This window comes from Staphylococcus marylandisciuri (assembly GCF_025519785.1).
GTDB lineage: Bacteria > Bacillota > Bacilli > Staphylococcales > Staphylococcaceae > Staphylococcus > Staphylococcus marylandisciuri.
Genome location: NZ_JAOPKZ010000012.1, coordinates 20340 through 32515 on the forward strand (window position 1 = coordinate 20340; position 12176 = coordinate 32515).

Consider the following 12176-nt stretch of genomic DNA (forward strand, 5'->3'; position numbering starts at 1 on the left):
AGAACTTTTAGGTATTTGATTATTTCACAAGAGGAGGAAGCTCATGTTTGAATTTTGGTACCAATTCTTTCCCTGGACTAACTTGATTATAAACATTGTACTTATTAGTGCGTTTATATTAAATCTAATCTTTGCTTTTACTATTATATTTATGGAAAGGAGACTAGCAGGAGCCATCTGGGCATGGATTCTCGTACTCGTCTTCTTACCAATTATAGGATTTATTCTTTACCTATTATTTGGACGTCAGATTCAGCGACAGCACATTTTTAAATTGGATAAAAAGGATCAAGTCGGCTTACAAATGATTGTCAATGAACAGCTGAAAGAACTAAATCATAGTGATTTCACACTCAAAAACCCTAACTTATCTAAGTTTAAAGATATGATTCAAATGTTGTTATATAATAACGGAGCGTTTCTAACGAAAAATAATGACCTTTCTATTTTCACTGATGGAGAGGCTAAATTTGAGTCTTTACTTAATGATATTAAATCCGCTAAAAGTTACATACATATCCAATATTATATATTTCGCAACGACCAATTAGGGAAAAGGATCCTTAAAGCCCTCGAAGATAAGTTAGAAGAAGGCTTAGAAGTTAAAATGTTGTATGATGATATGGGTTCGCGTGGTCTATCACTCAAGGCATTTAAAAGCTTTCGAGAAAAAGGCGGCGCAGTAGAAGCTTTCTTCCCCTCTCGATTACCATTAATTAATTTACGAATGAACAACCGCAACCACCGTAAAATCGTAGTTATAGATGGTAAGATAGGCTACGTAGGGGGTTTTAACGTCGGCGATGAATACTTAGGGCTTAAAAAGAAATTCGGTTACTGGAGAGACACCCACCTAAGAATTACAGGTGATGCTGTCAACGCACTACAATTAAGATTTATGTTGGACTGGAACTCCCAATCGTCAAGAGACACCTTAAAATATAATGTAAAGTACTTCCCAGAAGCTATATCTAAAGGCCATATTGGTATCCAAATTGCTTCTAGCGGCCCCGATGAATTCTGGGAACAAATTAAATACGGTTATTTAAAGATGATCTCGGCAGCTAAGGAATCCATCTACATTCAAACACCCTATTTCATCCCTGATCAAGCATTCTTAGACGCTGTTAAAATCGCTGCATTAGGTGGTGTAGATGTCAATATTATGATTCCTAATAAGCCGGATCACCCCTTTGTATATTGGGCTACTTATAATAATGTAGCTTCCTTAATTGAAGCTGGCGTCAACATTTATCATTATGATAATGGCTTTTTGCATGCTAAAACCGTCATTATCGATGATGAAGTAGCAAGCGTTGGAACGACCAATATGGATCATCGTAGCTTTACTTTAAACTTTGAAATAAACGCCTTTATATATAATGCGCAAGTAGCAAAACAGCTCAGAGCAAACTTTGAGAATGATCTTAAAGTATCTTATCAACTTACTCAAGCTATTTATGAACAAAGGAGTTTATGGATTAAATTTAAAGAAGGAATTTCTCAGCTTCTTTCACCTATTCTATAGTTTGCAGCAACTTAAAGGTAATCGTCCAGCCAATGCCTTATGTTTAAGTTCTCATACGTGACAAACGACAAATAAATGTCCTAAGCTCAAGAAAATATCAATGATTACCATAAAAATCAGCATTCAGGGGATGGTATCAGCCATAATTGTCTTATCGTTAACTTACAACGATATATTGCTGAAGAAAGCGCAGTGAGCTAAATATAGGATAAGTCTCAATTTAACGAGTTAGTAAAGAAACTACACTATATAATCAAACCATGAGCTTAAGAGAGGGAGCGGGACAGAAATCTTTTATTCAAATTAGATTTCTGTCCCGCTCCCTTAACTTAACAGACTTTATTCATGTCTCAATAGCGACATAGTTATATGACTACTATCGTTAAACCTTATATTAGATAGGGTAACTTCTACAGCCATCAATTGCAGAAGCTAAGACTTTAATTCTTAAAAAATCCAGCAGTAAGTTATTATTTAATCGTACATAATCTTACTGCTGTTCTCTTTTTATCTAATACCTCATACTGTAGGACTTTCTCCAAACCAAGTACCTCGTTATAGATCAATCATCGTATGAAAGTCAATCCTTTTTGCTACCTATTATTTATAGTTATTAATAATAACGGTTGGTGTGCTAGAAACGCACCGATCGAGATAATCACGCCTCTTATAACAAAAAGAGAGGCTGGGACATAAAGTAATGTCTCAGCCTCTCTCAGCATCTTGGCAGTAGATGACTGATTTGAAAACGCGCTTGTATCAAGCTTTTTTCAATTCTAGTCATCCTTGCCGGGGCGGGACTACGAAATCTTTTTATTCAAATTAGATTTCTGTCCCGCTCCCCAAAATATAGCTCCTATTTTTTCTTTTTATTTGATACAACTTGCGTATTTTTACCTTTTTTCTTATTACCAGAGCTATTTTTATTATAAGCATCGATCATCGGCTGTACTTCCTTTTTAGCAACTTTAGAGTAGTGTATATTAGCTATAAATGTTTGCACCACTAAGAATGCTGCGCTGACTGACCAATATAGACCTAAAGCTGAGGAAGAAGAGTATGAGATCCAAATGATCATAATAGGAGAGATGATCATCATCATATAACCCATTTGCTTCTGCTCTCTCGGCATGCTCATGCTAGACACATAAGCTTGTAAGAAGTAGAGAACCCCCGCTATAATTGTAATCCAAATATCTGGTTTTGCTAAGTTAAACCATAAGAAATGAGGATGCGCTGTGAAGCCTCCACCCGTCGGATGATACTTCAGAACGAAGAATAAACTCATGATAATAGGCATTTGGATGATTACTGGCAAACAACCTAGCATATTCTTCATAGGGTTCATATCATATTTCTTATATACTTCCATCAGTTCTTGATTGGCTGCCATCTTCTCTTCTTGTGTACGAGAGCGTTTCACTTTCTCTTGGATAGCATCTATATCTGGCTTTGCGATTGTCATCTTCTCACGCATCATATGACTATTCTTATAGTTGGACAACATAAATGGGAGTAAGACGATACGCACAGCTAACACGATGACGATTATAGCTAAACCATAGTTGTCGTTAAAGTGTTGCCCTAGCCAGTGCAAGAGTTTATCCATTGGGTGAACGAACGTGTTATAGAAGAAACCGTTCTGATTTTCAGGTTTAGAATAATTACACCCTGATAATAATAACAATGCACCTAGCAATAAAGGTAGTAGTGCTTTTTTCTTCATTTTTCCACCTCTAACGATATATTCACACAAACTGTATTCTATCATACAAGCGTTGAAGTAGAAACAAAAAACAAGTAATTTGCATAGATTATTTTTGAATTTGTAAGAAAGAATTTACGGTCTCATTAATATTATTACTTTGTGCTATTGCAGAAATAACAGCTAAACCATCAGCACCACCTTCTATTACACTTGGAGCATTATCTACTGTAATCCCACCAATAGCAACCATTGGCAAATCAGGTACATATTGTCGTAAATTTGAAATCATTACTGGTCCCACTGGCGCCTCAGCATCTGACTTGGATTGAGTACTAAACATCGGTCCAACGCCAATATAATCAATGTTAGTCAGATCCGACTGAGTATATTCCTCAAAGTTACCTACACTTAAGCCGATAATTTTATCTTTAAACGCTTTAGCGAACGTTTCTACTTGCATATCACTTTGACCCACATGTACACCATCAGCATTAATTTCTTGTGCTAATTCTACGTCATCATTGACTATAAAAGGTACACCGTAGCTTTGACACAATTGTTTCAGAGATAGTGCTAAATCTACTTTAGCTTGACCTGCTAACGAACCTTCTCCCTTTTCTCGAAATTGAAACATGGTTATACCTGCTTTAAGCGCTTTCTCTAGCACTTCATCTAAACGTCGGCCATCCTTCATATCTTGAGTCCCACACACAAAATATAGTAATAAGTTCTCTTTGCTGAACATTTAGGACACCTCTGAAATATTGCCACACTGATTGATATCTTCCTGAGAAACATGTGATAAACGATCAATAAAATTGATGTTAAAAGATCCAGGTCCAGCGTTATTAGTTAACGTTTCAGCTTGTTCTGCAGCAATATTAAATGCTGTGACTGCATCGATTAACTTATCGACTTGAGGATAGCGATCACGTTGTAAGAAGCTAGCAATCACTGCTCCTAAAAGACACCCTGCACCTGTCACTTTGGCTAATAGAGCAGAACCATTGTTCAATGTATAACATCTACCCTCATGTACTATTACATCAGTCTGACCTGTAATAACGATATTAGTATTAAATTTCTCATATGCGCGTTTTCCAATAGAAACCACATCTAAATTGTCTTCACTATCCGTACCTTTCATAGTGGCCTCAGCATCAATTAAAGCTAATATTTCTGATGCGTTTCCTTTAATCACTGTAGGACGTACAACTTTGAGGAAGCGACTACAGTATGACTTTCTAAATTTAGAAGCCCCTACTGCTACTGGGTCAAATACGATAGGACACTCATTAGACTGTGCCTTCTGAGCTATCTGCAGCATATCTTCACCACGTCCAACTGTCACTGTACCAATGTTGATTAATAAGCCTCCAGCTACCTTAGTAAATTCGTCCGCTTCTTGCGGTGCCTCGCTCATAGCTGGACTAGCTCCTAAGCTTAACAAGCCGTTCGCACTGAAATTCTTTACCACATCATTGGTATAGCACACGGTAAGTGGATTATTCTTTCTTAAATCTTCAATATTACTCATCATCTAATCCTTCCTTCTTCATATAAGCAAAGTGATTTACTGGACCTCTACCTTGTCCTATTTCAGGCGTATATTGAATGCTTAATGCGATAAAATCCTTGGCTTTCTTAACCGCTTGATATATCGTTCGTCCTTTAGCTAATTCAGACGCGATGACCGCTGAGAAAGTACAGCCTGTACCATGAGTATGAGGCGTATTAAAGCGCGTAGATTCAAAAGTATAGACATCGTCTCGAGTAAACAAATAATCTTTTGCTTTATCTTTGCTGGTTGCATGTCCTCCTTTGATAACTACACCTTTCGTACCTATATCCTTTATAAATATCTTACCCGCTTTATAGATATCTTCTTCACTATTTATTGTCATTCCCACAATTTCTTCCGCTTCAGGTAAATTAGGTGTAGCTACATCTGCCAAAGGGAGTAAGATGTTTTGTAAGTTGCTTTTAGCTTCATCTTCCATTAAAGAATCTCCACTTTTAGCTAACATCACGGGATCAATCACGTATGGAATTTGATCGAAACGCTCTAAGTACTCTCTTATCAGTTGCATCATTTCTTTTGAAGCAATCATACCAGTCTTAATAGCATGAGGTAGATCATCGTCAAAAACGCTATCTAACTGTTCCTTTAACCAACTGACATCTAAATTGTGGATGTGTTGTACGCCTTTAGTATTTTGAGCGACGATACTGGTAATAGCTGCCATACCGTACACGCCACAAGCATGAAATGATTTCAAGTCTGCCATGACACCAGCTCCGCCTGTAGGATCCGTTCCGGCAATAGTCAACGCTATCTTGGGTTTATTCATTAGCTTGCCCCCCCAAAGTCCCATGCTTCTTGATTGTATGACATAGCAAAGAAATTACGTTCATGAATAGTACTTTGTAAGAAACTTTCTTTCACTTCTTCTTTCTCTCTGTCATCCATATTCTCAGTTAATTTATCCATCAACTGGTCAAGGACCACCACTAAATCATCCATTTCTGTACTATAAAAGTCAAACCATCGCGCTAAAATTGATTCTCTATTTAACGCATTATCGTTCAAAGCGCGATTTGCAATGACTTGATAGACATAAGGACAAGGTGCCATTGCTGCAATAGTATGCGCAGCGTTCTCTTTAGCGAAGGCATTATAATACATATGTTTAATATAGTGATCACCGCTCGGTGGCCAAACTTTCTCAGTAACAATTTCTTCATAAGGTTTATTAACGTAATTAGCTAAAATTTCGTGCGCTTCAACTTCTCCTTCAACTATAAATTGAATCTGCTCTACTAGAAATTTAACTTCATCGATATTTGGTACTTTAGGAATTAATAGCGCATAAATGTTAGCAAATTCTCTTAAATAAGACGCATCTGCTTTTAAATAAAAATAGACTGCTTCTTCGGGTAACTTTCCATGTAGCATATCTTGTATAAATGGATCATTATAAATATCATCAATAATCGGTTGAGATACTTCCTTCAGTTCTTCAGACAATTTCATTTCTCATCCTCCTAAAAAAACTACATTCCCACGTAGGAATGTAGTCTTAGACAACACAAAATCGTATAAGGCATAAGACTACTTTCCTACGTTGGTGTTAACCAAATCAGGTTATGAGGGTCTGACATCATGTCATCTCAGCTTATAAGCTCCCCTAGTAGTTTACTTATTTATTTAATTTAAAGATAACAGATTGATAATGAGTATGCAAAATAATGGTATTTTCTAGAAGTGATTAACCCTTAGAATTAATGAGAAAATAAACTCGCGTTTGATTATCGACAGTTGATAACTAACTCTCATCCATCAATATTCCAAAAAGTATTAAGAAACTATGTATTAGAAGATAAAAAGAGGCATAAACTTAATACAGTAATAAGATATTTTCTAATGAAAAAAATGACATAACAGCTGTTCTCCATCCTATATTACGGTTAAAGCAGGTTGTAGTAATCGACAAAACGGCATGATGATCATGGAAGATTTCAATCAAACAGTTGTAATTACCAACGGCGTATCTCTTAAAGGTTTAAATAAGTAGCTTTTGAGGTCGGGACAAAATCGTTTAGGAGGTGAGCCGGGGGCCCCAACACAAAGAAACTGGTTCATCAGTTTCCACCAGCAATGCGAGTTGGGGTGGGCCCCAACAAAAAGAAACTGGTAAACCAGTTTCAACAAGCACAGCAAGTTGGGGTGGGACCCCAACAAAGGGAAACTGGGACATAATGTAATTTGACTAGAGAGAAAGAGGCTGGGACATAATGTAATGTCTCAACCTCTTTCAGCATCTTGGCAGTAGATGACTGATTTGAAAATGCGCTTGTATCAAGCTTTTTTCAATTCTAGTCATCTTTGCCGGGGCGGGACTACGAAATCCTTTTATTCAATTTAGATTTCTGTCCCGCTCTAGAACCGTGAGCGTTTCTGTCGACAATACTGCTTTTGGGACGCCGTTAATCAGTTTCCCAGAGCACAAAAGATTTATATCTCAACCCCATAAGTAGCAAGTTAGGCAAATCATTATCAATAAACGAAAAAACTCCGAGGTTTTCGTCAACTTTTACGAAAACCTCGAAGTTTTACAGTTACTGAGATATTTAAGTCTCAGGGTCTTTCTATTCGCATAACAAATTATTAAATTATGCAGTTACCCATTGGCTAGCGCCAGCTTGGTCATAGATAGTTTGAGCAACGTGATCTTGTACGTTCTTAGGTGCATCTTTAGCACTCATACCTTTGTATGCACTAGGAGCGTATGCGTTCCAAGTTTCGTCCATGATTTGGTAAGCACCTGATGCTGATGTAGTTGGGTTTTGAGCTTTGTAGTCGCCGCCTGATTCACGTTGTTTAATAGCTTGTAAGTGGCTGTTTGTACCACCGCTGTAATTTGAAGAAGCTTCTTGAGTAGAACCTTGGTTTGATGAAACTTGAGTTGTTTGTTTTTGTGGTTGTACTGCGCTTGTTGTAGCTTCTTGTTTAGGTTGTTGTGTTTGAGCTGTTTGTGGTGCTTGTTGTTGTTGTGGTTGTTGAGCAGATGCTTGTTGTGTATTTACATTAGCTGATTCTTGTTTAGTGTTATTTTGTTGAGTTGATTCACCGTAACCATTCCAGCTCCAGCTCCAAGTAGAACCATTTGATTCAAAGTGGTAATGATTACCATTGTAAGTAAAGTCATAGTTATAAGAACCTTTTTGAACTGGGCTTTCATTTAATTGAGCAGGGTTATTTTGAGCTAGGTTTGCTAATTCTGCTTTATTCACACCTTGTTCAGCTGCGTCTGCTGAATGATGTCCACCTGCTACTCCTGTTACTCCTAATCCTAATGCTACTGTTGAAGCAATTAATGTTTTTTTCATTATTAAAAATCCTCCTATAAGGTAATTAGTTTTTATGATTAATTTGCAAGTACAACTATAACATCTATATATACCTCGTAGGTTACAGCGAAATAAAAAAATACGCCTTATTTTTACAACATAATTACATTAAATAAAGAAATCATTTAAGTTTATTTTCTATTAAAATACTTTCATGACAGTTTATATAAGCAATTTTTGTTAATTTACTATGTAATAGCGCTGTAATATATCTGATTATTCACTACAGAATTTATCTAGACATTAGGATTAACAATAATTAAATCAACCCCTTTATTCACAATGAAAACTGGGAGCGGGACAGAAATCTAATTTGAATAAAAAGGTTTCGTAGTCCCGCCCCGGCAAGGATGACTAGAATTGAAAAAAGCTTGATACAAGCGCATTTTCAAATCAGTCATCTACTGCCAAGACGCTGAAAGAGGGAGCGGGACAGAAATCTAATTTAAATAAAAAGATTTCGTAGTCCCGCCCCGGCAAGGATGGCTAGAATTGAAAAAAGCTTGATACAAGCGCGTTTTCAAATCAGCCATCTACTGCCGAGATGTTGAAGAGGCTGAGACATTACATTATGTCCCAGCCTCAGTCCACAAAGTATAATATTAGGAAATATAAAGTTAGCTTGAGATTGTTAGTTAAGTGATTTCAATCGCGTCATCAGGATGAATAAATAATTCTTCATGTATAGGAATGGAATGAGTAGGGTTATTATCGGAAGAGATCGAATTTGGGATAGTACTTTTTCTCGGAGACATAAATCTAATATATTCAATATTTAATTCTGTAACAAAGTGCGTCTGGCCTTCTTTTTCATACTTACTTGAATGCAATTGGCCAGTTATACCTACAAGGGAACCTTGTGTAAGATACTTTTCAATGTTAGTAGCTAACTTACCAAATGCTTTACAGTAAATGTAGTCAACTACTTTTTCTTTTGCCTTATCGCGATATCTACGTTCAACTGCAACAGTAAATGTCGCTCGCTTAACTCCCTCCTTATCATATATATGTGGGTCGCGCGTTAAACGACCTACAATAGTCATATTATTTATCATTTGTCACCTCCTCAGTACATATATAGTATGCTATCCTATATTTAAGAGTCAAAACGCACTAATGAGTTAAATGATGAGCGTTATTGTTATAGATATTAAAAATTTTTCGTTCAACATGACATATTGCGTTATAATAAAATCATAATATGTTAAATCGTATATTTTTAAAAAAATCAATTGGATGTGAGACGATGAAAACATTTAAAGCTGTACGCTTTCAAATAGTATCTAAACAAGGAAGATTAACTGAGTTTGAACTTGAAGATGGCGTCATCATCAATAAAGAGAATAGTGGCACAGGCTGGTTATTGGAAATTGTAATTTCGGATGCTCACCTTGAAGCAATGAAGCAATATCAAGAGGAAGAAGCTTTACTAGATATTCGTGTTGTCATTACACGTCCATCAAATGACCCTGCTCTATTTGAAGCCAGTATCAAAAATATAACAGAATTAACACATTCTATATCCGTTGTGTTCGAATGTCACATCTATACCTTAAGACAGGTTTATGCAGAAAGTTTACTCAACCAACTCATAGACGATGGACTGTCCGGTGAAGAATTGAAGAAAACATTTAATAGAATGATGAAATCTAAACCTAAACTTAAAGATGAAAAAACGAACAACTAAAACGTAAGCGGGACAGAAATCTAATTTGACTAAAATGATTTCTGTCCCGCTCCCTTATTATTGTTCAGGATCCTGTAAAGCAAAAGTCAATTCACAACTACAAGCTACTTCACCTTCAACAGTAGCTTTAGCTGTACCTTTACCAATCGGTCCTTTCATCTTAGTTATTTCAACTTCAAGACGTAAAGTATCACCAGGTGTCACTTGTCGTTTGAAGCGACATTTGTCAATACCTGCAAATAATGCTAATTTGCCTCTATTCGCTTCATTATTTAACAGCGCAACAGCCCCTGTTTGTGCTAAAGCTTCCGTTATAAGTACGCCGGGCATAACTGCGTATTGAGGGAAGTGTCCTTGAAAGAAAGGCTCATTTCCAGAAACTTGCTTGATACTTACACATCGTTGTCCTGCTTCATATTCAACCACTTTATCTATCAGTAAAAAAGGTTGTCTATGAGGAATGATTTCTTTAATTTGATTATAATCGAAAATTGTTTCCATGATATGTCCTCCTGTAGTTCTTCATTTTCTCTATTAATCATTAACGCGTTGAATATCCGCGCCTAAAGATTGTAATTTACCATGTAAATCAACGTATCCACGATCTAAATGTTTTAATTCAGTCACTTGCGTTGTGCCATCTGCTACTAAACCAGCTAGAATGAGAGCTGCTGCAGCTCTTAAGTCAGTAGCTTTCACTGTAGCACCCTGAAGATGACTTTTACCTTCCAGTTTAGCGCTACGCCCTTCAACAGAAATATTAGCACTCATACGTTTGAATTCCCCTACGTGCATAAAGCGATTCTCAAATACGGTTTCAGTGATTACTTTGTGCCCTTCTGCAGTGAGCAATAAAGCCATCATCTGTGATTGCATATCGGTAGGAAATCCAGGATGTGGCAGGGTTTTAATATCTACTGGTTTTAAATCTCCATCAGCAGAGACGTGAATAGCATCATCCTGATAATCTAAATTGACACCCATTTCTTCTAGCTTATAAACAAGGCTCGTCATATGCTCTTTAATAGCCCCTTTAACGAGTATGCTTCCGCGGGTAATAGCTCCAGCTATGAGAAGAGTGCCTGCCTCAATTCGATCCGGTATAATGGCATGGTCAACACCATGCAATTCGTCGACACCTTGTATGGTAATAGTATCTGTACCGGCACCTAAGACGTTGCCTCCCATCTCATTAATATAATTAGCTAAATCTACTATTTCTGGTTCTCTAGCTACATTTTCTATTACCGTCTTACCCTGTGCTAACGAAGCAGCCATCACGATGTTTTGAGTCGCACCTACACTCGGAAAGTCGAGGTGAATCGTTGTACCCTTTAAGCCATGTTTCGCATTAGCATATATAAAGCCATTCTCCATATGAATTTCTGCGCCAAGCTCTTCAAACCCTTTAATATGTTGTTCGATAGGTCTAGAACCTATAGCGCAACCTCCTGGTAAAGCTACTTTGGCATGCCCTAATCGAGCTAATAAGGGGCCCATAACTAATATGCTTGCACGCATTTTACTTACGTATTCATACGGTGCTTCTTCATTGAGAGTTTGCGTTGCATCCACTGTCACACTCTCATTCTTGATATCGTAAGAGACATCTGCATTAAGTGTAGAGAGTACATTGTTAATCGTTGCTACATCACTTAAAGCAGGTACATTGCGAAGTATACTTTGTCCTTTACTTGCTAACAAAGAGGCAGTTAACACTGGTAACACAGCGTTTTTAGCACCTGAAACCTTGACCTCTCCTTCTAATTTATTACCACCGTTAATTACTATCTTATCCATCATAAATCCTCCACTTTATTCCTATTCCATTGCTTACCCTTTATCGCTTGAATATAACGTTATTCATTAGATATAGATGTTAGAAAGTACTTTATATCTAGGATGATTATCTGTCCTTCTTAAGTTTTAACAATTTGTAGATTATAATCTTTATTCAACTGCAGATAAGTTAATTGAGTATATATTTAATCTGGGTTGAAAATTCTAGTAAATCTACAATAAAATTACTTACTGCAGTACCTAATAAAATAGCCAAGAATATCATTGTTACTAATACTTGTGCTGGATACCCTTTTTTAAATAATTGGTCTAAACGTAATGAATGTAATGCCCAATAAGCCATACATATACATACGACATGTAAAACAATGTGAATAAGGGCGAATTGACCTAAAAAGTTCATAAGTATGCTCCTTGCAACTTTCTTTCTATATTATTGTACATGAATCAGCATTGAAATGATACTTTCTTAATCAGCATTAGGATTAATTATAAATAAAACTATAAATTACTAGATTAATTTTACAATTTATTAAATAGAT

General features: G+C 36.6%; 13 protein-coding genes and 1 riboswitch. Of the genes, 3 read left to right on the forward strand and 10 right to left on the reverse strand.

Features of this window, described 5'->3' with window-relative positions; all coding sequences use genetic code 11:
* Window positions 1–43 precede the first annotated feature (43 nt).
* Window positions 44–1528: a cardiolipin synthase gene (cls, locus tag N9R04_RS07805; protein WP_262856175.1), complete on the forward strand. Its 1485-nt coding sequence runs from the start codon at window positions 44–46 to the stop codon at window positions 1526–1528.
* Between the two features lie 856 nt (window positions 1529–2384).
* Here cls and yidC read toward each other — a convergent pair.
* The 5 genes from yidC to tenA form a co-directional block, all read right to left on the reverse strand.
* Complete coding sequence (gene yidC, locus N9R04_RS07810; protein WP_262856176.1) at window positions 2385–3254, reverse strand: membrane protein insertase YidC; 870 nt, start codon at window positions 3252–3254, stop codon at window positions 2385–2387.
* Between the two features lie 88 nt (window positions 3255–3342).
* Complete coding sequence (thiE, locus tag N9R04_RS07815) at window positions 3343–3981, reverse strand: thiamine phosphate synthase (protein ID WP_262856177.1); 639 nt, start codon at window positions 3979–3981, stop codon at window positions 3343–3345.
* A complete protein-coding gene (gene thiM, locus N9R04_RS07820; RefSeq protein WP_262856178.1) occupies window positions 3982–4773 on the reverse strand; it encodes a hydroxyethylthiazole kinase in 792 nt (263 codons plus the stop codon).
* Complete coding sequence (thiD, locus tag N9R04_RS07825; protein ID WP_262856179.1) at window positions 4766–5587, reverse strand: bifunctional hydroxymethylpyrimidine kinase/phosphomethylpyrimidine kinase; 822 nt, start codon at window positions 5585–5587, stop codon at window positions 4766–4768. Before thiD ends, thiM begins: the two co-directional genes overlap by 8 nt.
* Window positions 5587–6270 (reverse strand): thiaminase II, encoded by a 684-nt coding sequence (tenA, locus tag N9R04_RS07830; protein ID WP_262856183.1) that lies wholly within the window; start codon window positions 6268–6270, stop codon window positions 5587–5589. Before tenA ends, thiD begins: the two co-directional genes overlap by 1 nt.
* A gap of 66 nt (window positions 6271–6336) precedes the next feature.
* Window positions 6337–6436, reverse strand: a riboswitch (TPP riboswitch).
* Between the two features lie 406 nt (window positions 6437–6842).
* Here tenA and N9R04_RS07835 point away from each other — a divergent pair.
* On the forward strand, window positions 6843–7001 hold the full coding sequence (locus N9R04_RS07835; protein WP_262856185.1) for a hypothetical protein: 159 nt from the start codon (window positions 6843–6845) through the stop codon (window positions 6999–7001).
* Between the two features lie 408 nt (window positions 7002–7409).
* Here the strand turns inward: N9R04_RS07835 and N9R04_RS07840 are convergent, their stop codons facing one another.
* Window positions 7410–8126, reverse strand: a complete 717-nt coding sequence (locus tag N9R04_RS07840; RefSeq protein ID WP_262856186.1) for a transglycosylase family protein — start codon at window positions 8124–8126, stop codon at window positions 7410–7412.
* Between the two features lie 656 nt (window positions 8127–8782).
* Window positions 8783–9202 carry a single-stranded DNA-binding protein gene (locus tag N9R04_RS07845; protein WP_262856188.1) on the reverse strand — a complete coding sequence of 140 codons (420 nt, stop codon included), beginning with the start codon at window positions 9200–9202 and terminating at the stop codon, window positions 8783–8785.
* Between the two features lie 191 nt (window positions 9203–9393).
* Between N9R04_RS07845 and N9R04_RS07850 the strand changes: the two genes are divergently transcribed.
* On the forward strand, window positions 9394–9834 hold the full coding sequence (locus N9R04_RS07850; protein WP_262856189.1) for a YwpF-like family protein: 441 nt from the start codon (window positions 9394–9396) through the stop codon (window positions 9832–9834).
* Window positions 9835–9891: 57 nt separating this feature from the next.
* Here N9R04_RS07850 and fabZ read toward each other — a convergent pair whose 3' ends face one another.
* The 3 genes from fabZ to N9R04_RS07865 form a co-directional block, all read right to left on the reverse strand.
* Window positions 9892–10335 (reverse strand): 3-hydroxyacyl-ACP dehydratase FabZ, encoded by a 444-nt coding sequence (gene fabZ, locus N9R04_RS07855; RefSeq protein ID WP_262856190.1) that lies wholly within the window; start codon window positions 10333–10335, stop codon window positions 9892–9894.
* 33 nt (window positions 10336–10368) lie between these two features.
* The gene (murA, locus tag N9R04_RS07860; protein ID WP_262856194.1) at window positions 10369–11634 is read right to left on the reverse strand and encodes a UDP-N-acetylglucosamine 1-carboxyvinyltransferase; all 1266 of its coding nucleotides are present in this window, start codon (window positions 11632–11634) and stop codon (window positions 10369–10371) included.
* A 169-nt stretch (window positions 11635–11803) separates the two neighbouring features.
* The gene (locus N9R04_RS07865; protein WP_262856198.1) at window positions 11804–12037 is read right to left on the reverse strand and encodes a DUF1146 family protein; all 234 of its coding nucleotides are present in this window, start codon (window positions 12035–12037) and stop codon (window positions 11804–11806) included.
* Window positions 12038–12176: the final 139 nt, after the last annotated feature.

Bases quoted from the DNA above. Each gene is read 5' to 3' on its own strand.
- thiE (WP_262856177.1), bottom strand. From the start codon at position 3,981: ATGTTCAGCAAAGAGAACTTATTACTATATTTTGTGTGTGGGACTCAA.
- tenA (WP_262856183.1), bottom strand. From the start codon at position 6,270: ATGAAATTGTCTGAAGAACTGAAGGAAGTATCTCAACCGATTATTGAT.
- N9R04_RS07845 (WP_262856188.1), bottom strand. From the start codon at position 9,202: ATGATAAATAATATGACTATTGTAGGTCGTTTAACGCGCGACCCACAT.
- thiM (WP_262856178.1), bottom strand. From the start codon at position 4,773: ATGAGTAATATTGAAGATTTAAGAAAGAATAATCCACTTACCGTGTGC.
- N9R04_RS07865 (WP_262856198.1), bottom strand. From the start codon at position 12,037: ATGAACTTTTTAGGTCAATTCGCCCTTATTCACATTGTTTTACATGTC.
- cls (WP_262856175.1), top strand. From the start codon at position 44: ATGTTTGAATTTTGGTACCAATTCTTTCCCTGGACTAACTTGATTATA.
- yidC (WP_262856176.1), bottom strand. From the start codon at position 3,254: ATGAAGAAAAAAGCACTACTACCTTTATTGCTAGGTGCATTGTTATTA.
- fabZ (WP_262856190.1), bottom strand. From the start codon at position 10,335: ATGGAAACAATTTTCGATTATAATCAAATTAAAGAAATCATTCCTCAT.
- thiD (WP_262856179.1), bottom strand. From the start codon at position 5,587: ATGAATAAACCCAAGATAGCGTTGACTATTGCCGGAACGGATCCTACA.
- murA (WP_262856194.1), bottom strand. From the start codon at position 11,634: ATGGATAAGATAGTAATTAACGGTGGTAATAAATTAGAAGGAGAGGTC.
- N9R04_RS07840 (WP_262856186.1), bottom strand. From the start codon at position 8,126: ATGAAAAAAACATTAATTGCTTCAACAGTAGCATTAGGATTAGGAGTA.
- N9R04_RS07850 (WP_262856189.1), top strand. From the start codon at position 9,394: ATGAAAACATTTAAAGCTGTACGCTTTCAAATAGTATCTAAACAAGGA.